This is a genomic window from Photobacterium sp. S4TG1, assembly GCF_036040035.1.
In the GTDB taxonomy this organism is placed as follows: Bacteria; Pseudomonadota; Gammaproteobacteria; order Enterobacterales; family Vibrionaceae; genus Photobacterium.
Genome location: NZ_JAYXUH010000010.1, coordinates 1 through 20,414, shown reverse-complemented (window position 1 = coordinate 20,414; position 20,414 = coordinate 1). Strand labels below are relative to the sequence as shown.

Sequence of the window (20,414 nt, the reverse complement as noted above, 5' to 3'; positions counted from 1 at the left end):
TGTTCTATGATTAAACCTTATCTGAAACTGACCAAACCCGGCATTATCGGTGGCAATCTTATTGCTGCCATTGGTGGTGTATTACTGGCGTCTCAAGGCAATATTGATGGCCTATTACTTATGGCTGTCTGTATTGGTACTACCTTGATAGTCGCATCAGGTTGCGTGTTCAATAATGTCATCGATATAGATATTGATAAATTAATGAAACGTACCTGTGAGCGAGAATTAGTCAAAAAAATCATTCCCGTCTCATATGCATTAGTTTGGGCGACAATATTATGTATTGGCGGTTTTTTTACGCTTTATAAATACACGTCTACCGTCGCATTTCAATTTGGAGTGCTTGGTTTCGTGGTATATGTCGGTTTATATAGCCTCTATTTCAAGCGTAAATCAATTTATGGCACTTTAATTGGTGGCTTATCTGGCGCTTGCCCTCCCGTGATTGGTTATTGCGCTGTAACAGGCCAATTTGATAGCGGTGCCGCAATACTGTTTATCACATTCTGCTTATGGCAAATACCTCACTCATACGCAATTGCAATTTACCGTTTTGATGATTACAAATCAGCCTCAATTCCAGTTTTACCCGTTGAAATCGGCATTGCTCGTGCACGTTACCATATCATTGGTTATATCATTGCATTTGCACTAGCAGCATTAACCCTAACCTACCTTGGTTATGTAGGAAGTTGGTATGCATTAGGCATGGGATTAGTAAGCTTACATTGGTTATATATTGCCAAAGTGGGTTATCAGAAAGTCCCAAATGCTCAATGGGGTAAAAAAATGCTGCTATGTTCCATTTTCAATATCATGGTGCTTTGTACGTTAATTTCTCTTGATTTTTCATCTGATACCCTTGTCGATGATTATCAAGTTAGCGCATTACCTACCGTAGTAATGGAGCCTCATTCATGACGAAAAATCCGACTAAAATAGTACTCCTTGTAGGCGCACTATTTCTCGCTACCTTAATGGGATGCTATATTTATAACACTACAACGCCTGTTGGTGAGAATGTAAAACCACTCAAAGATCTTGGTGGTCCATTTGAGCTAAACAGTGTTAACGGCAACGTTAGCCTTGATCAATTTAAAGGTAATATTGTGGTGCTCTATTTTGGTTTTTTAAACTGTGCTGAAGTCTGCCCCTCTTCCATGGGAACATTATCAGGTGCGTTTGCTCAACTATCACCCACCACCTATAAACATGTACAAGGATTGTTTATCAGTGTTGATCCTGAACGCGATGATTTAGTGTCATTACATAAATTTGCTAAATTTTTTGATGAACGAGTTATTGGTTTAACTGGTACAAACGAACAAATAGAGGCTTTATCTACACAATATGGTGTCTATTTTGACATTGTTGATATGGAATCATCTGAATTAAGCTACACCGTCGATCACTCTTCTCGTTTTTACATTATTGATGAAACAGGTAAGTTAGTGGGAGCAATGAGCCATAACACTACCCCAGTTGAACTAGCTGCGGGCATTGAACGTATTTATGCAAAAGCTATTGCTAAAAAATAGGAGATAACAATGAAAAAAAGTTCTTTATACCTCGCATTATTAATTGGTTGTTTTCATTCTACGGCTTTTGCTACAGATGTTGCTCATGCCGATAGTCATACTCAATCTCAGCCAAATTACAGTAATATTCAAAAAGTAGATTCCACATTAACAATTGAAAATGCAACAGCAAAAGCCACAATCCCAGGCGCGAGTGTCAGCGCTGGCTATATGAAGATTATCAATAACAGTGATACAGCAATCACACTCGTTGGCGCAAGCAGTGCTATTGCTAAACATACAGAATTTCACCGTATGTTTATGCGTGATAATACGATGGCAATGCGTAAAGTGGATAAACTTGAGATCCCTGCCAATGGCAACCTAATTCTTGCAAGCAAGGGATATCACCTAATGTTTATGGGTGTCAAACAAGACCTTAAACCAAATCAAGTGATCACAGTGACCATGAAACAAGATAATGGTAAACAGTTCGATGTACAACTTTTAGTCGTGCCAATTAAAAAGTATTAATTCGGAGAAGGTAATATGAAAAGTGTGCAGATTGCAGTTGCCGGTCTTTGCTTATTGCCTAGTGTGTTTATTGCACCAGTTAATGCCAAAACGTCAATGGAAAGTGTTCTTGAGCATCAACACAACCCATGCTCAAATGAATTAATACAATTAGCGGAAGTAACATTGAAGACAAATCCACATCGTATTTTGCCTTATAATGATAAGCCTACTGATGTTCACCTCTTCAATGCGCTGGCAGTAACCAGCTATCGAGATCGTGATAGCCACGTCACCTTTCACGGTGTAAAAAATATAGCAGGAGGCTGTGATACATCGGTCACTGAAAGTTACGTATTACAAACTTCGTGTTCTGATGCTCGTCACGAAGCATTCAGCAAGTGGGATTTTCAAGGCAAACTCAATGACAGGACTTACGTTTTAAATAGTAAACGAATTAAAGGAAAACAGGCTTTTTTAACCGACCAATTACCGAATATTTGTTTAGTTACAACCCGTCAAATAATCAATAATTAAGCTGTATCCTCTTTTTATTTAACCATTTTCATTATTCTAAAATAATCAATTAATACACAATAAAAAAGGCTCAAATATGAGCCTTTTCTTTATTTTTATGCGTAACACCTATTATTGGTGAGCCACTTTCTTTTCAATTACTTTTTCAAAATGGAAGAATGCTTCTTTCATACACTCATCTAGATTGACATTATGAGCTTTCGCTGTCACTTTATTAAATTCTTCTGTATCCATTTTTAAATCAACAGCATAACCTGTATCTTCTTTGATGATATCAACATGGATATGTTTAAACTCAGGATCAATGATCATCATCTCTTCAATATAGCCAGCAACTGATGATTTAATTGAATCTGTTAATTCCATATGTTCACATTTGATTTTTAAGCTCATGATACACCTCAGTAATTATCTTAAATATCTGAAATTAACTATAAGCCTAAAGTTTTAAAATGTCGCCATCATAAAAAAGTAATATTAATATCCAATTTTTGTTCTTTAATATATATCCAATTACGAGGTAATAAATTTCATTAAAACTTATATTTAAACACTCACGAAAAGAGGAAACTTACGTTAACTCGAATTTTAACGCTAAAAATGCTAGAATCGCCGCCCTTGTTCGTAATAGATACCATCATGCACGCATCTAATCATCATTTTACTCGCTTCATTGCCGCTATTGATACGCTACCGCTACCTGAGCATTTTACGTTTCCTTTTTGCTACACGCCTCATCCATTATGTGTATTAGCGGCTCAAGAGTTACAGCACCATATCGCGACTCAAGATCAATGGCAGCATAATTTTGGGTTAGATAATGATGATGGCATGGGTCACATGTTTGGCGTGTTATTGGTTCAAAACCAGCAAGGTGAACTCGGTTATTTATCAGCATTTTCAGACAAGATTGCCAACCTAACCCACCTACCTCACTTTGTTCCCCCTGTGTTTGGTGAACGCAACATCGATCCTGCGATGAAGGCTCAGCAAGCATTGATTGATGAACTTAGCACTAAAATAACCGCAATTGAGTGCAAGCCAAGCTACATTCAATTACAACAGCAGTATCAAACAGCTCAAACTCAAGCCGAGTTAGCCGCTGAGTCATTTCGATTACAAATGATAGAACAGCGCAAACAACGTAAATTACAACGCAAAGCGGCGGAAAAAAGTAACGATAGCGAGTTCATGACTCAAGAATTCCATCGCTTAGCCCGTGAAAGTGCATTTGATAAGCACCAACAGAAAACAATTCGTCAGCAATGGGCTCAAACACTGGCTGATATTAGCGATAAGTTACAAGCTGATACGGCAGAGTTGGCGTTACTCAAATCAGAATACGACAGCTTAATGGCAGCATTACAACAACAGCGCTACGCACAATATCAATTTCTAAATCAGTATGGCGAAACACAAGATTTAAATGATCTCTTTGATGGTATAACACCGCCGCAAGGTGCGGGAGATTGCGCCACGATTAAATTACTTCAGCATGCTTTTAAGCAACACCTGAAGCCTTTAGCTATGGCTAAATTTTGGTGGGGATCCTCACCTGCTGCGCAAATTCGTAAGCACAAATACTTCTATGAAGCGTGTAAAAACAAATGCGAGCCGATTTTACAACATATGCTGGCAGGATTAGACATTGATGCGAACCCGCTCGAACAAAACCCAGCGGAAGGCAAAGAGCTAGAGATTGTGTATCAAGACGATGCGATGGTGGTTATCAATAAACCGGCAGAGTTTCTATCGGTTCCTGGCAAAACCATCACCGATTCTGTTTATAGCCGCATGCAAGCGATGTTCCCTGACAGTGATAGCCCATTAATTGTCCACCGTCTAGATATGTCGACCTCTGGGCTAATAGTGATTGCACTTACCAAAGATGCGCATAAAGCCTTGCAAAAACAGTTTATTGAACGCACCGCAGAAAAACGTTACGTGGCCTTATTAGATGGTATTGCCGAGCAGGATCATGGTGAAATTAACTTACCAATGCGGGTTGATTTAGACGATCGTCCGCGCCAATTAGTCTGTTATGAACACGGTAAACCTGCACTCACCAAGTGGCAGGTTCTTGAGCGTAAAGACGGTAAAACCAAGGTATATTATTACCCCAAAACAGGCCGTACTCACCAACTACGCATTCATTCTGCCCACCACAACGGCATGAACATGCCGATTATTGGTGATGACTTATATGGTCAAAAAGCAGATCTCTTACATTTGCACGCACAATACCTTGGCCTAACCCACCCCATCACTGGTGAGCCAATGGTATTTGAGGTCGATGCCGATTTTTAAGTCGGGTTAGATAGCGGATATAAAGCTAACAAGCAATAAAGCGAATGTTATCTTTTTGATTTATTTATCATTGCTGCTCTGAATATTACCGTCAAATAACTAAAAGAGAGGTCATTCATCAGTTTATAACTTCGGTAGATATCTGGTGTTATGTGAAATGGGTGGCTAATTGAGTCCCGACATATTCCCTTGGTAGTTATCGTAATGACAAAGTCGCTTGGTAATCACAAGTTAACTCACACCCTGACTAACTAAAAACTGGACAGAAATTAGTTATTAAGAACATAGGACCCCCATAATTTTCCTTTAAATATTTAAAAACTGGTTATGAGGGCGATAGGAAATCTATTATCCACGCGTTGTAGAGTTAGTGTTTATCTGTGAAATTTTACGTATTTCATTGGTGTCTTTTAGGCTCAAGCACACGTTGAGTAGATCACGGATATCCTCGTCCCTCGCCTTCCGAGATGACGTAAATTAAGCAGAGAGATTGCCATGCTCCCCCCCGTCATTCCCTACAGTGAATGCCCACGAGGGCTATAGAGAATCTATTATCCACGCGTTGTAAAGTTAGTATTTATCTGTGAAATTTTACGTGTTTCACTGGTGTCTTTTAGGCTCAAGCACACGTTGGGTAGATCACGGATATCCTCGTCCCTCGCCTTCCGAAATGACGTAAATTAAGCAGAGAGATTGCCATGCTCCCCCCCCGTCATTCCCTACAGTGAATGCCCACGAGGGCGATAGGGAATCTATTATCCACGCGTTGTAGAGTTAGTGTTTATCTGTGAAATTTTTCGTGTTTCACTGGCGTCTTTTAGGCTCAAGCACGCGTTGAGTAGATCACGGATAGCCTCATTCCTCGCCTTCCGAGATGACGTAAATTAAGCAGAGAGATTGTCAAGCTCAACCCCCGTCATTCACTGTAAACACAGCCTAAAATGCAGTAAAAACAACTAAAAAGGCCTGACTCCGATTGAATATCGAAATCAGGCCTGACTAACCCGCTGAACCTAAATGTTCAATGAATAGAGAATGCTTATTAAATCGGCCTCTCAATCATGTGTTCTTAACTTAAATCAACATTTTTGGTACCGAAGAACCATGTCATTGCAAATCCAACAAGATATGAAATTAGCAAACCGATGGTAAATATTGCCATACCCGCAAAAATACCTGAGCTTGATGTCATTAATGGCAAGGCAACAATACCTGATGGACCAAATACCGTATTTAAACCAATTGGTAACCCCATGTAAGAGACTAATCCAATAAAGAAACCACCAGCAGAACCGCCAACACAAGCAGTAACAAAAGGTTTAACACGCGGTAGCGTAACGCCGTAAATAAGTGGTTCGCCAATACCTAAGAAACCCGGAATAATTGCGCCTTTGACTTGCGTTCGTAGCAAAGAATCTTTTTTAGCTTTAGCATATAACGCTAATGCTGCGCCAACTTGTCCTGCCCCTGCCATCGCTAAAATGGGAAAAAGTGAATTAAAGCCCTGAGCATCCATCAAAGCAAAATAAACAGGTACAAAACCTTGGTGAATACCAAACATTACTGAGATTAAGAATAGTCCGGCTAAGATCGCACTGCCGAATGGATTACCATTAAGGTTGATGAATAACCATGACATACCTTTAAATAGCTCACCGCCAATCGGCATGATTATCACAAAGGTTACCGCTCCCATAATCAACAAGGTGATCATCGAGGTTAGAATCATGTCTAGATTGTCGGGAATAAATTGACGGACTTTTTTCTCAACACCGGCACCAATAATGGCAGCTATTAACACCCCAATAATATTGCCTCGAGGATCAATACCGTTACCAAAAAAATCCGTCATTCCTGAGTAAATGCCAGTGGTTGCATCTGGGTTATAACCTAATACAAAAAAAGACGCTAATATCGCACCATTAACACCTGAACCACCAAATGCTTGTTGAGCATTATAACCAATTAGGATACTTAAAAAGCTAAACAACCCTTTACTAAAGACTTTCATATACGCAATTAAATCAAGTAAATGCGTATTAGGTGTTGCATGACCAAGCACAAAAAGTTGTTCTAATAATGTCGCGATACCGAGTAGCAAACCCGCGGCAATAAAACCTGGAATTAAAGGCGTAAAAATAGTCGCAAACTTACTTAGAAAACGCTGCGCTGCACTGGTTTGTTTTTTCTTTAATTGTTGCTTATGCGCAGAAGCAACATCTTTAAGATCACTTTGCTGGTTTGATATATCCCCTGCCTCTCCCGGTTCTTTCTCAAGCATGCTATTCATCATTTCAGCCGCCGTTTGTGCTTTACCCGGCCCTAAAACAATTTGAAATTGATCATCACTTTCAACTAATCCCATGACGCCAGCAATGCGCTTAATTGAATCTCGATCAGCTAAGTTATCATCTTGTAATGTAAGACGTAATCGCGTCATACAGTTACCACATTTGATAACATTTCCCTTGCCACCAATTGCCGTGAGTATTTCTTGTATCATTGAAGCGGTTATTTTGGCCATCTTATGCTCCTTAACAAAACCTATTGTTTAATCATTCTTGGTCTAAAAGTGCATGACGAATAAAGCCATTATGTTTACTCAGTTTTGCTGCTGCCAACTCTGCATCAATATCAAGTAAAATCATTAAGATGGCGGTTTTACAGTGATTATTACATTGGGCTAATGCAGCAGCTGCCTGTGATTCTAAGCATCCCGTCGCTTCAACCACAATATTATGCTGACGCTGAATAAGCTTGGCATTGGTTGCTTCAACATCAACCATTAGGTTTCCAAATACTTTTCCGGTACGAATCATTGCGCCAGTGGTTAACATATTCAAAACTAATTTCTGCGCGGTACCAGCCTTCATTCTTGAAGAACCCGTTACGACTTCAGGTCCAACAATGGGTGTCATATTAATGTCTGCAATCTGCGTCATTGGACTGTTGGCATTACAACTTAATGTCGCAACCGTTGCACCAATACTTTTTGCATAGTTCATCGCCCCTAATACATAAGGCGTACGCCCACTTGCAGCAATCCCTACAAGTACATCTTTTTGATTAAAACCAATTTGTTGCAAATCCGCAGCACCAAGTTCAAGGTTATCTTCTGCATTTTCAACCGCTTTTAAAATAGCTTGGTGTCCACCCGCGATTAAACCAACCACAACATCAGGGTTTGAGCCATATGTGGGAGGACATTCACTGGCATCTAAGATACCTAATCGACCTGACGTTCCAGCACCTATGTAAATCAAGCGACCACCAGATTGAAAAGCATTTGCTATAAGATCAACAACCTCCGCTATTTCAGGAATAATAGCTTCTACCGCTAAAGCCACTTTCTGATCTTCCTGATTAATCACTTTCAACATATCAATTGTTGAAAGCATATCGATATTCTCACTCATTACATTTCGGCTTTCGGTCACTAAGGTTGTTAGGTCGATCTTCATAATCTGCTCTCTTGCTTAACTATTAGGTTTGAGAGAAATCATATAGAATAAAAAATTCAATTAAGTGACAATAATCACAACTAAAATTATTCATTTCATGCCAAAATTAGAGAATAAATAGCGTTAGCAATATCTAGATACAGAGCGAAAAACCAAACTTATTCCTTTAATTTCAGTAAAATAATAAAATATCATCACAAGAATAATCTTTAGCCAACATTGAATAATTAATTCAAAAAAATGAGGGAATTATGAGTATTTTAGAGAAAATGCAAAACCAGAGAAGTAGTTTATCGAGCAATGGAGTGAAAATATTAGACTTTATTCTTGAAGATCCAGCATCATTAAGCGCTTATGTTAGCCAAGATTTAGCCGCCAAAGTTGGCGTTTCTCAATCTGGTGTCATCAAATTTGCCCAACGGCTTGGATTTAAAGGTTTTACGGCTCTTAAACTTGCCATTATTGAAGATCTTGCTCAACAAAAGGCCATTCTAGAGCCTAAAAGACCCATTCATAACAAAATTCATAGCGATGACTCTTCATTAACCATTGCCCAAAAGTTAATTCAAGAGAAAACCCACGCTATGATTGCAACAACCAATGCTATTGATTTTTCTGAATTTGAGGCTATTGTTAAGCAGATCAATCAAGCGCACCGTATTCAAATTGTCGGTATTGGTGGTTCAGCATTAACGGCGAAAGATCTTACTTTTAAACTGTTAAAAATCGGGATTACAGCACTCAACGAACAAGATACGCATGTCCAAGTTGCCACAGCAAATACACTCACTAAAGACGATATACTCATCGCGATTTCATTTTCAGGCACACGCAGAGAAATACTTGTTGCAGCCCAATCAGCCCATGATAAAGGCGCAACAATTATTGCGTTAACCAATATTAAAAAAAGCCCCTTACGAAAATTAGCCCACTACACGATTGATACCATTGCTGATGAAAAACAGTTTCGCAGTTCTTCTATTTCTTCTCGAACGGCACAAAATGTTATTACAGACCTACTTTTTATGACGTTATTACAACTGAAAAGTGATAAAGCAAAACTATTACTCAACGAGATATCCTCCGCAGTAGAAAGGATCTGATTTATTGTTTATGTATAGCGTAGGTATAAAGGACATAGTATTTTTAATAAAACACTTAGTTTAAACATTTATATTAATATACAACGAGCTAAGCAAACTGCTGGAGATAGCAAAAAGTAAACTTCATTAGCGTATGAAGATTATAATGATGGAAAAATAAAAAAGTAAAAACCACCATAGAAAAAAATAAATGCTATAAAAGTAACCAAACCGGCAAAAAAATTTAGCTTATTATCATAATAACTAATCCAACCACCGGAAAATAATATATTTTTTGTAGCTAACGCGTACACCACATTTAACAGCGAAACAACAAAAGCAATAAAAAATAATATTTCCATTACACACCTCGTTTTCATAAATATAACTAAGTAGATAAAGATATTTCGAACTAACTGATTAGGTGAAATAAGTCATTAACTATATCATTCAACCTTGGATAACCTTTCTATTTATTCCATATCTGTAACTACAACGTTTATTATTTCATGTGGAGTTACATTCCCCTATCTACAGAATGTTACCTTAATCAAGCATATTAATATAGTTCTATTCTCATCATTTATACTAACTCAATCAGTATCAAATAAAACATTTAATAAGAAATAGTTAGATTAACCATTTCATCTAATACTAACCTTCAAAAAACCATTATAAATAATAAAACATATCAACCAAAATTATATTAAATAAACATAATTAAACTCATTGTTATTTTCTCTAATGAACACACTCAATAGAATAGTTGATAAATGAACTGTAATCATTCCTAAAAAATAATTTTAATATTTAAATTTTTTTTACAGATAGAACATCTTTCCATGTTTTAAAGAATATGACATTGTAATATATCATATTCTTCCTCCGTTTTTATCTCGTCTTATTATTTATTACAACTTAGAGCAAACCAAGCCAACCTCAGCCCTCCAACCATTACCAATACCAATTGCTGCACAGCCCACCAGACCGCCAATCGTTTCCTTGACCACTTCATATCCTCAAATATCAAGGTCGTGGATAAATAATTGGGAGAATTTAAATTCGTTTTTCAGACACCTAAAGAATATCAGAAAAGCAATTTATACAACGAACGCTATTGAGTCACTGAATAGTGTTATTCATAAAGCTATTAAAAACAGAAAAGTATTTCCAGAGTCAAATTCACTATTGGATCAATAAACGCTTAACTATACAAGGATTCCCTACAGCTACACAGTCATCAGGAATATCTTTACTTACTACACTACCTGCACCAATTACAGCTCTTTTACCTATAGAAACACCTGGTAATACAATAACGCCATAACCTAACCATGCATCATCCCCAATATAAACAGGTGATATTTTTAATCGTTCCCATTCATCAGAATCCCCCCGTCGTTCAATTGCATGTCCACTACAATCCATAATAACCACATTAGGACCAAAAATAACTCTGTCACCAATATCAACTAAATTATATGAGCAGATAGATGTTCCTTGGAGAACGCAATTTTTTCCTATCCTAATTCGACCAAATTTTTCATCTCTTAATGCAACACATGTCAATTTAGTTGGACCAGAAGGAAAGGCTGGAAGCTCTGTTGATTCAATATAACAACCAGAATCAATATCTATTGTATTTGTTTTGATATCTAAATTTGAAATCACACCAGAGCCATTTACTTGTGTCATCGTAATAGATGGACAACCCGAAAAACTAACCCAAAAGTTAGCGTTAAAATATTGAGCATATCGTCCCATCACTTGTATATCTGTTAATTTTGAATCATTTTGTGAACACAGTATTCTCTTTGAAATATACATAAATTCACCCCACTCTAAATGTATTAGGTACTTCCTTTATTGAACCATCATGTAATAAAAATACTCTATCAGCAGATGCAATAGTTTCTGGTCGGTGAGCAATCATAATAATAGGGATCCCTATATCTCTGAAAGTCTGACAAACAAGTGATTCTGTATAAATATCTAAACTACTTGTTGCTTCATCTAATATCAATAATTCTGGTTTTTTATATAATGCTCGGGCAATGAGTATTCTTTGTTTTTGACCTCCAGATAAACTCGCTCCCATTTCGCCAATTAAAGTGTGATATCCCATGTTCAATTGCTCAATATCATCATGTACACCTGCTTTTTGAGCACATTCAACTAACCATTCTTCATCTAATTCCGAACCAAAAAAAGTAATATTTTCAATTATTGAACCGCTAAACAATTGATCATCTTGAAGTACAGCACCAATACGTCCTCGGATCTCTTTTATTGATAAATTGGAATTTCCAAAAAAACGTATACAACCTTTTGTCGGTTTATAAATACCAAGTAATAATTTAGATATTGTTGATTTTCCACATCCAGAGGAGCCGATCAAAGCAACAATTTCCCCATGCTTTACGTTAAATGAAGCGTTATTCAATAAGAGTGGTTCATTTATGCCATAAGAAAATGAAACTTCACAAAAATCAATCAAACTAATATTATTACCGTCTGGTTTATATTGAGTTGATGCAATTATATAATCATTGTTTACTTCTTTCTGATTAAGAACGATATCTGCCAGTCTCTCGTTATAAACAGAAAGCATTTTATATTCAAAATATTTATCTATTAATGAACTAATACTTCCTGAAAAACGTCCTTGATATGATAGAAAAGCAACAAGCATTCCAATTGTAAATTGTCCACTTAGAACCAAATTTGCACCAAACCAAAGCACTGCTGCTGAAACTAAACTAATAATAGTAATATTTATCGTGTTATATATCATCACTAACTTTAATTCATATAACTGTGTATTTCGTCTATTAATATTCAAATTTTTCCATGCTAATTCTCGCCATGGTAATGTTCCATTAACTCGAAGACTTAATACTCCACGTACTGTTTCTATAAAGTAACTTTCCTCTTTAGTATTGGCTTCCCACGTATTTTCTTCTGCTCTTTTAAATGTACCAAACCATGCAAAACGTAATATCACATAAATACCAGCAGCAATAATCGCTATCATCGAAAGTAATGGACTATATAAAAACATCACTGTCAATGTGCCTACAACCAAAACAACATCAAGCAATGCTTGAATCAGACTGGTTGTTAGCGTATTTTGAATAACATTCACAGCTGAAAATTTTGCACTAATACTACCAATATCACGTTTTTCAAACCAATCTATCGGTAAACGAAATAGATGATGAAAAACATTTGCTGTCCATTGCATATTAAAATTAACTGACAGCGTTATCGTTGCCCACTCCTTCGCTAAACCTATTAATGTTTGAGTTGCTGTAATAAGAAGTATAGCGAGTATAATCAATACCAATAAATTTTTATCATAACCTACTAATACCTCATCAATAACGATTTGATTTAGCATTGGAAGTAATAGAGAAAGAACTTCTAACACTAAAGAAAATCCAAAAATTTTTATTAATGAAGATTTTAAACCTATTGTTTTACCAATAATTTCGAATAGCCTTATTTTTTCTTTCTCATCTATTTTTTTAAACTCATGTGTAGGTGTTAACTCAAGAGCAATACCAGTAAAATGTTTGTTCACATCAGCAAGCGTTAAATTAACGACACCATTTGCAGGATCATGAATAACAACCTTATTTTCTTTTACAGATTTAAGAACAACAAAATGATTTAAATTCCAATGCAAAATACAAGGTGTACTCAACTGATGCAATTCATCTAAATCAAGTCTCACCGCTCTACCTGAAAGTTTTAAAAGCTCAGCACACTCAATAAGACGAGTAAATGACATTCCATGCTGTGTAATACCAAACTTTGATCTCAAATGCCTTAAACTTATTTTATGACCATGCCAATCAGCAATCATTGCTAGACAAGCAACGCCACATTCCGCACTTTCAGTTTGGCGCACTAAAGAAAGTTTATCTCCCCATTCCCAATCCAATTCATTTATTATTTCCATGAACTAAACTTTCCCTTTAATTGTATATAATGGCTCAAGCACCCATTCGTATATTTTGCGAGTATCAAGTTCAACATCAGCGATAACAGTCATACCAGAAACAAAACGCTCTTCACGCCCATAAACCGTTATTGTTGGCTTCAATAGCTCAACCCTTACTTGATACAATCCTCCAACTTCAGTGTTATTTACCAAACCGTGATTTGAAATCATATCGGCTGCAATTGCTGATTTAGATATGCTAGTAATAATCCCTGCCTGTACCCCAAATTTTTCATAAGGAAATGCATCAAATCTTAATCTAACTTTTTGCCCGACCTTTATAAAACCAATACTTCTACTTGGGGCATACAGTTCGACAAATGCTTTTTCACTGTCAGGCGAAATAACTAATAAAGTCTGACCATTACTCACAGAATGTCCTTCAACCGCAAGTATTGAGGCTATTACGCCTTTAATAGGAGAAAGAACTTGACTATCACTCTGATATATAAATTCCACTTTATTTTGTGTAATAACCTCAAGTTGTTTATCAATATCTTTCAGCATAAGACTCAAGTTAATATCAGTACTTTTAAGCGTAAATATGAGCTTTTCTTTTTCTCTTATTAATTTTTGAAGATTTAATTTATGAATTTGTACTTGGGACTCTTTAGAATACAATTCAAGTTGTTTTTTTTGATGCTCAACTTCTGATATGAATTTGTTATTAAATAATGGCTTTTGTTTATTAAATAACGATCGAGTAAGCTCAAGTTCACTATTTGAAAGTTTTAATACATGATGTAAAATACTAGCTTCATCATCTAATCTATTAATATCGTCAGTCAACGCTTCTCGCTCAAAAGCTGCCTTTTGTATTTCTTGTTTCTTACGTTCAAATAAAAGTCTATATTGATTTTCAATAGATGCTAATATGCGTTTTTTGACACCAACACCTGTATCATCAAACCTCTCTGTTTTTATTTCATAAAGAGATGTCATACTTTCAACACGATCCCCTTCTTTGACAAATAATTGTTCTACAAAGCCAGAATCATTAGCTTGAACTTTAACCATGCCACCTAAAGGACTAACAATACCGATTAACGTTTCTCTCCTTGTATATTCGGCAAAAGAAATAAAAATAACGATAGCTATCAATAAAAATATTGATAGCACAAGATAAATATTTTGATTAAAAGAAGTATTAAGTAATATACGTCCTTCATTACTTATTTTTTGTGCTTCAAAATACTCTGGTCGATAAAGATTTTTTCCTCGTGCAACCATACCCATTATCTCTTAAATAATTTGAATCACATCAATAGCATTACCTAATGGTTCAACTAATCGCTTATTAATTTTAGTTGAAGAAAGATCTGCACCACATTGACAAATTTTTGTATGACAACGAATAGGTTTTATCGGTAAAATAACTTTTTTATCATATATAGAACCAATTGATCCATCTTGCATACACCATGCACGATATATTTCACCAGCAAACGTAATAACTATGCTTTCAACCCCTGCATAGCAATCCCAACCAATGAAATTTACTTGATCATTAATAAGTAAATCAAAAGTTGATCGCGTCTCTTTTGAGCCATCTAGATATTCAATTTCGAGAAAAGATCTCGGCTCTGGAAGATTCTTTTCGTCTGGCCAGCCTTTGAAGCTTTGCATCAATGACTCTTGCTTATCAGTATAATTGTATTTTTTTGTAATACCACCGTGACCAAAACCTTCAAATAGAGGTTGTAGTGCAATTGAACATTTAACCTGTTCTTTTAAACTTTCAGCGAACAAATAACAATCATTAAACTTTTGAGGATCCATCATCACATTGACATGCAATCGAGTATTTTTCGATTTTTCTAATATTTTGGCCACTTTCAAAAAATGAACTTCATCTTTGATGTCATTAACATGGTAACTAAGGCTTACGCCATTTAGATATTCAGCATTCTCTCGCCACCATAACAAAGACTTTGAACCATTTGAAACAATACAAACCACACCATTTTTTTCATTAATAAACTTAACAAGATCAGTGAAGTATCTAAGAATAGTGACCTCTCCACCTCCAAATTCAAAATAAGGAATTAAACTAAGTTTTTTAGAATGAGACATTATATTTTCTACAAAATTAACCACGACATCATACGATGGCGCTTTAATTGACCCACTATTTAAGTCTGGATGACAATAGTTGCATTTATAGTTACAGTTATTCATTAAAGCCCAGTTTATTGAAAAAACCTCACAGTTACTTCTAATATTTATAGCTTCTTTTATTATCGCCATTAATACATCACCTTAATATCAACAAAAAACAACAAATATAACAGGCGTTATATGTACCCGTTATATTTCAAACTCCCCACAAAAATATAAACATAAAACAAAATATAGTCCTCAAAAAGATTAACAATTACATATAAAATAATGGCAAAAATAATAATTTTAAGTTTCCATTCAATTCTACAGATACTACATTTTCTTTTACTGTAAAATGGGAGGATTCTATCGGTTATTTTACTTTATTTTAATCTGCAACTTGAACAATTGTAAATATATGATTTTATTTAAAATAGAAACTCAATTAAACATCGACTTATTTACGCAACAATTCTATAGCTTTAATTTCAATAAAATTTATTATATTCCATAATCCAACAGGTGTTATAAATAACACAGATAATAATAAAAAATCATTTTGAGTATTTATTATCCCACCTAACAAATATAAATAATATATGTTAGCTAAAGTGAAAATTATTTTTTTCATTTATATTCCTTGAGGGAGTGATAGCACTCCCTCTATAAAAATTAATTACGACAAGCTGATGCTGCCCCCAAGGCAGAAGAAACAGCAGCATAACCAGAAAGCCCTCCAGAAGAAATCATCCCTAGTCCGCCAACTACAGCTCCAGCTACAGCTAAACCGCAGGCAGAACCTAAATTTCGCCCATTACTTTGAGTGCCAACAAATCCGCCACCTTGACCACCATAAGAAGTATGATTACCACGGTAACCACCTGAATTATTACGATTTGTTCCTGCGCCATCTCCGCAACCATCGACCAGTAATATCTCATTTGCATTTAAATTATACATAATAATTTCCTTTTTATTTTTACAGTAAAAAAAGTACTGCACTCATTTAAGGCTAAAAGATCATTCACCTTGTTAGCCATGTTTTCTTTTTCCCTACGATTTCATCTATATATCCCAAAAGGTTTGGCAACCAAGTAATCGACTCTAATACTAATGAAAACAAAGGTGCCTTTAATATTTGACTCGTCGTTAATTCCTGTTTTAAATCGTTATCTTTGATATATAAATGAACAAGCATTAAATAAAAGATCATATTTATTCCACCTAAAAGAAGAGGGATCCAAATATGAAATATCACCATTACCCCTAATAAAATCATACTCGATGGAAAAATATATTGTAACGCTGTAATAACAAACCAAGGGGTTGAACAAAAACCTGCAAACCAATGCGTTTTCCACGCGACAACATACGCTTCTACTCGCCCTCTAGCCCATCTTCGTCTCTGATTAAATAAACTTTTTGAATCAATTGGACATTGTGTTGAAGCTTTTGCTTTTGGCGCATATCCTGCTCTATATCCATTCGATATTGCTTTCCAACACCAAGCAATATCCTCAACCAACCATTCACTCCAACCGCCAATATCTTTAACTACTGATGCGCGGTGAGCAACAAAAGCGCCTGCTAAAACAGGGACGTAACCTAACTTATCCTGTGCGGCTCTTATCGCACCATAAAAACTTATATGCTCATAATGCTGTAATAATCCAATAAAACTGTCTTTATAGTTGCTCGGAGTAATATATCCACATACCGCCGCATATCTATCATCAGACCATAACTTACTAACTAACGCTTTAATGCCATTTGGTTCAATAAACGTATCACTATCAACAATGACATAAGCATCTCCTGTTGCAATCTCTAAGCTGAGAGCATAATCCAACGCAAAACCTTTACGCCCATTATTTTTATGTTTGTTTATTAATAAGTACTTTTGTCGCCTTGGAACATTTAACCATTGCTCAACAGCTTTTTTACTGTCATTCGTTGACCCATCATCTATTATTAAAACCTCAAGCAGTAATGGATATTCTTGATTATCTAAATAAGATAATGTCTTTAATAAAATATCAGAACCTTCATTATAATAAGGAACAAAAACAGACACTGACGGTAATGTATTAACATTTACTTGTTCTTTTCCATATTTATAAAACACCAATAATACAACCGTTATAAATAATGTTATTGATGATGTTAAAATTAAAATTAGCTCAAGAAAATCAAACATTATTCGACACCTTAGCAATAATTAGCAATTAATCTGTTGATTGATTCATTTGAATGTTTTTTCTTACTTAAGTATTCATCATTCAAAATAGTAAATGATGAATACTTTAAATCTCGAAGTTCAAACTTAACATTACCAATTTTCAACCTCTTTTCTTTCGCTAAATTAACAATCTTACTTTTAAAATCTTCAACGCAAAAATCACCAATATTTATTCTGTTTCGAGAGATCAAATCTATTTTTATATCACCTGCTAATATTAAGTTATCTTTACTTTTATTCTTAACATCAAGTTCTTCTAAAATTGCATAATTTTCTTGGTAATTTAATTCATTGATGAAATTTTCAATTAACGTATTAATATCATTCTGTGATAAATTATCATTCAAACATGAATACTTTTCTATGTTAAAAAATAAATTTTTCAACCACTGTGTAATTAATAAATGATCATCCCAAACAGCACCGACACCATTAGCAATAACATAGTTACCAAAATCAGGAACAGCAGTAATTGTTCCAAAATCAAGAAAACGACCATCAATGCCTATATTTGAACTAGTCAAAGAGCCATGTGGTATTCCCTTTACTCTAGAATATGCAATTTGTTTTGCTATACGAAGTACAAGGTTTTTTAAACAATCAAATAATTCTTTTTTTGACGATAATATTGAATCACTCAGGCCAAATGATCTCGGTAAATAATTAATACACTCTTTCACCCGAGCTGTATCATCATTTCTTAAAGAAATATATTCAGGAAAGGGCCAAAAAAATGTTGCTCTTTCAAAATGAGCAGGACGAATAGAAAACTCCCTTATCGCTAAAGCACATGGTTTCTTAGGACAATTATCTGAATATGAAAACCCTTCTTGAACATTTGTTTTAATAATAGCTAAAGTCCTAATTGATCCAAAAGGTAAATGTTGATGACAAATTTCGCCCCAAATAGCTTCAGAAATTGCTTCATCTAAAAATAGTTTTCCATGAGAATGTGATTTACTCATATTTTGTGCCACTAATGGTGTCACACCAATCCCCTTAACTTGAAAAGCACCATCAAACCCACAACGAGCACTCCCCCCATTACAAACTTCATGTCTAGAGCCATAACGATCAGCCCAGAACGTTTTACATTCATTGAATATTAAGCGATTAGAATCTGCATAATTAGGTAACACATAAGAATATTCATTTAATAAAAATGTCTCTATTTCTTCTTTTGAGCCATTAATATTGTATTTTTTTAATAAATCATTATTAAACCAAACAAGTTCGACGCCTTTTAATCGGAAAGTATCAAATGAAGAAAAAGATATATCAGGTAAACTTTTTTTTAATAATTTATTTTTATCTATAGAAATGGCTTTAATACTCACGATCTATTTCCTATTGTTTTTTATGACTGAACCTGAATTATCTCGAACACATATATTGATATCTTTGTATGATATAAACGCTTTATTTCTAGCACTTCTATATAATGATTTAATTAACGATAAAATATACGTTTTTTCTGTGCACATGAAGTCAACAATAATCAAATTATCACCATCATTCCAACACATTGGGTGAAGAACAAACTTATCATCATATAAATATTCAGTAAGTGTATTATTACCAACCCAAGCCCAAAAAACATAACCTATTGGATTAATATCACCTTTTCCTTTAATTAATATATACTGGTCGTGTAATATAGCAGGCTTAACCCAATATAAAAATGAATTAATATTTACATTTTTATGAATCTCATCTTTAACTGTTACTTCTAATAGTAACCCAATCTCTTGTAATATATTACTCTTCGTTTTACCTGATTGTTTCCTCTCCATAAATAAAGAGTTTTTAGTGCTAACCGAGAGGTTAGAATTATCTAAAATCATTATAAAAGTGTCCATGAGTAAATTTAAAAACAACTCTATTAATTAATATCATTAACTACTTAAATTATATAATTCAATGTAAGTAAGTAATGAATTTTTAACATTCACAATCAAACTATAATATTAAGCTATTTTAGAAATGTGATTATGTTCGCATTTATTTTTTATAATTTACAAATTAACCATATTATTACACTAAATTTAACTTGCTAAAAAAATGACTTACTTTGCCACATTACAATGGTTAATACTTAGATTTATAACAGATCAAACCATAATTTAAAAAAATACACATATAACTCTCTACTATTTTATTTTTTACATATGATTAAGTTCAATATTTTATTTATACCTATAAGCATAATGTAATTATCCTTTAAAAAATAAGGTTATTTTTATATATAAACCTCCGATGCAAAAAGCATAGTTAATTTAACTAGCTCGTCAGAAATGACATCATCACATTATAATTTAATGGTTGACACGATGACTAAAAGAATACGCTTGAATTTCAATTGGGATCCGAACAACTCGTTTTAGATCAAGTATGCTCAGCAGCGATGAATATGGTGGTATTACACCAAATGAATCATTACTCAATATTGTAATAGTCAATAAATACTGGCTGTAATTTTAAAGGTTAAACAATATATTAACTTTTACTTATTTGATCAAAGCTTGGTTAGTATCTTACAGCAAGCCTTAGCTGCAACTGAGTGATAGCGCCTGAACAATAACTCACCATGCTTAACGCGCTGTAACGTCTAAATACATTTGTGGGCAAGCTGTAGTAGTGCATTAAATT

At 34.7% G+C, this 20,414-nt stretch carries 19 protein-coding genes and 1 pseudogene; 7 read left to right on the top strand and 13 right to left on the bottom strand.

All coding sequences use genetic code 11. The features are described 5' to 3' along the window. Nucleotides 1-6 precede the first annotated feature (6 nt). Genes cyoE through VXS03_RS12520 form a run of 4 tightly spaced genes read left to right on the top strand, consistent with a single transcriptional unit; the run spans nt 7 to nt 2,570 of the window. Nucleotides 7-924, top strand: a complete 918-nt coding sequence (gene cyoE / locus VXS03_RS12535; protein WP_327764076.1) for a heme o synthase — start codon at nt 7-9, stop codon at nt 922-924. Further along, nucleotides 921-1,541 (top strand): SCO family protein, encoded by a 621-nt coding sequence (locus VXS03_RS12530; RefSeq protein ID WP_327764074.1) that lies wholly within the window; start codon nt 921-923, stop codon nt 1,539-1,541. Before cyoE ends, VXS03_RS12530 begins: the two co-directional genes overlap by 4 nt. A gap of 9 nt (nt 1,542-1,550) precedes the next feature. Further along, nucleotides 1,551-2,054: a copper chaperone PCu(A)C gene (locus VXS03_RS12525; protein WP_327764072.1), complete on the top strand. Its 504-nt coding sequence runs from the start codon at nt 1,551-1,553 to the stop codon at nt 2,052-2,054. A gap of 15 nt (nt 2,055-2,069) precedes the next feature. Further along, complete coding sequence (locus VXS03_RS12520; RefSeq protein WP_327764071.1) at nt 2,070-2,570, top strand: hypothetical protein; 501 nt, start codon at nt 2,070-2,072, stop codon at nt 2,568-2,570. Nucleotides 2,571-2,681: 111 nt separating this feature from the next. Here the strand turns inward: VXS03_RS12520 and VXS03_RS12515 are convergent, their stop codons facing one another. Continuing rightward, on the bottom strand, nt 2,682-2,963 hold the full coding sequence (locus VXS03_RS12515; RefSeq protein ID WP_327764069.1) for an HPF/RaiA family ribosome-associated protein: 282 nt from the start codon (nt 2,961-2,963) through the stop codon (nt 2,682-2,684). 246 nt (nt 2,964-3,209) lie between these two features. Here VXS03_RS12515 and VXS03_RS12510 point away from each other — a divergent pair, with 246 nt between their 5' ends. Continuing rightward, nucleotides 3,210-4,877, top strand: coding sequence for an RluA family pseudouridine synthase (locus VXS03_RS12510; RefSeq protein WP_327764068.1), 1,668 nt, complete (start codon nt 3,210-3,212; stop codon nt 4,875-4,877). A gap of 1,069 nt (nt 4,878-5,946) precedes the next feature. On the opposite strand, the gene murP is transcribed toward VXS03_RS12510, so the two are convergent. Further along, entirely contained in the window at nt 5,947-7,401 is a 1,455-nt protein-coding gene (murP, locus tag VXS03_RS12505) for a PTS N-acetylmuramic acid transporter subunit IIBC (protein WP_327764066.1), read from the bottom strand. Between the two features lie 31 nt (nt 7,402-7,432). Further along, nucleotides 7,433-8,338 (bottom strand): N-acetylmuramic acid 6-phosphate etherase, encoded by a 906-nt coding sequence (murQ, locus tag VXS03_RS12500; protein ID WP_327764064.1) that lies wholly within the window; start codon nt 8,336-8,338, stop codon nt 7,433-7,435. Between the two features lie 251 nt (nt 8,339-8,589). Here murQ and VXS03_RS12495 point away from each other — a divergent pair, with 251 nt between their 5' ends. After that, a complete protein-coding gene (locus VXS03_RS12495) occupies nt 8,590-9,441 on the top strand; it encodes an SIS domain-containing protein (protein WP_327764062.1) in 852 nt (283 codons plus the stop codon). A 140-nt stretch (nt 9,442-9,581) separates the two neighbouring features. Here VXS03_RS12495 and VXS03_RS12490 read toward each other — a convergent pair whose 3' ends face one another. Then, nucleotides 9,582-9,782 carry a hypothetical protein gene (locus VXS03_RS12490; RefSeq protein ID WP_327764061.1) on the bottom strand — a complete coding sequence of 67 codons (201 nt, stop codon included), beginning with the start codon at nt 9,780-9,782 and terminating at the stop codon, nt 9,582-9,584. A 652-nt stretch (nt 9,783-10,434) separates the two neighbouring features. On the opposite strand from VXS03_RS12490, the pseudogene VXS03_RS12485 reads away from it, so the two are divergent. Further along, nucleotides 10,435-10,608, top strand: a pseudogene (locus VXS03_RS12485) (transposase); the annotation flags it as partial. Here VXS03_RS12485 and VXS03_RS12480 read toward each other — a convergent pair. The 9 genes from VXS03_RS12480 to VXS03_RS12440 form a co-directional block, all read right to left on the bottom strand. Next, complete coding sequence (locus VXS03_RS12480) at nt 10,606-11,247, bottom strand: DapH/DapD/GlmU-related protein (RefSeq protein ID WP_327764060.1); 642 nt, start codon at nt 11,245-11,247, stop codon at nt 10,606-10,608. The pseudogene VXS03_RS12485 and the gene VXS03_RS12480 sit on opposite strands and share 3 nt — an antisense overlap. A 4-nt stretch (nt 11,248-11,251) precedes the next feature. Continuing rightward, on the bottom strand, nt 11,252-13,384 hold the full coding sequence (locus VXS03_RS12475; RefSeq protein ID WP_327764059.1) for a peptidase domain-containing ABC transporter: 2,133 nt from the start codon (nt 13,382-13,384) through the stop codon (nt 11,252-11,254). 3 nt (nt 13,385-13,387) lie between these two features. After that, nucleotides 13,388-14,662 (bottom strand): HlyD family secretion protein, encoded by a 1,275-nt coding sequence (locus VXS03_RS12470; RefSeq protein ID WP_327764058.1) that lies wholly within the window; start codon nt 14,660-14,662, stop codon nt 13,388-13,390. 6 nt (nt 14,663-14,668) lie between these two features. Continuing rightward, nucleotides 14,669-15,673, bottom strand: coding sequence for a radical SAM protein (locus VXS03_RS12465; protein ID WP_327764057.1), 1,005 nt, complete (start codon nt 15,671-15,673; stop codon nt 14,669-14,671). A gap of 310 nt (nt 15,674-15,983) precedes the next feature. Next, the gene (locus VXS03_RS12460; RefSeq protein ID WP_327764056.1) at nt 15,984-16,157 is read right to left on the bottom strand and encodes a hypothetical protein; all 174 of its coding nucleotides are present in this window, start codon (nt 16,155-16,157) and stop codon (nt 15,984-15,986) included. Between the two features lie 41 nt (nt 16,158-16,198). Further along, nucleotides 16,199-16,486 carry a hypothetical protein gene (locus VXS03_RS12455; RefSeq protein ID WP_327764055.1) on the bottom strand — a complete coding sequence of 96 codons (288 nt, stop codon included), beginning with the start codon at nt 16,484-16,486 and terminating at the stop codon, nt 16,199-16,201. A 64-nt stretch (nt 16,487-16,550) separates the two neighbouring features. Beyond that, a complete protein-coding gene (locus tag VXS03_RS12450) occupies nt 16,551-17,723 on the bottom strand; it encodes a glycosyltransferase family 2 protein (RefSeq protein WP_327764054.1) in 1,173 nt (390 codons plus the stop codon). Nucleotides 17,724-17,734: 11 nt separating this feature from the next. Next, a complete protein-coding gene (locus VXS03_RS12445) occupies nt 17,735-19,102 on the bottom strand; it encodes a protein adenylyltransferase SelO family protein (protein WP_327764053.1) in 1,368 nt (455 codons plus the stop codon). Between the two features lie 3 nt (nt 19,103-19,105). Next, nucleotides 19,106-19,609: a toxin-activating lysine-acyltransferase gene (locus VXS03_RS12440; protein ID WP_327764052.1), complete on the bottom strand. Its 504-nt coding sequence runs from the start codon at nt 19,607-19,609 to the stop codon at nt 19,106-19,108. Nucleotides 19,610-20,414: the final 805 nt, after the last annotated feature.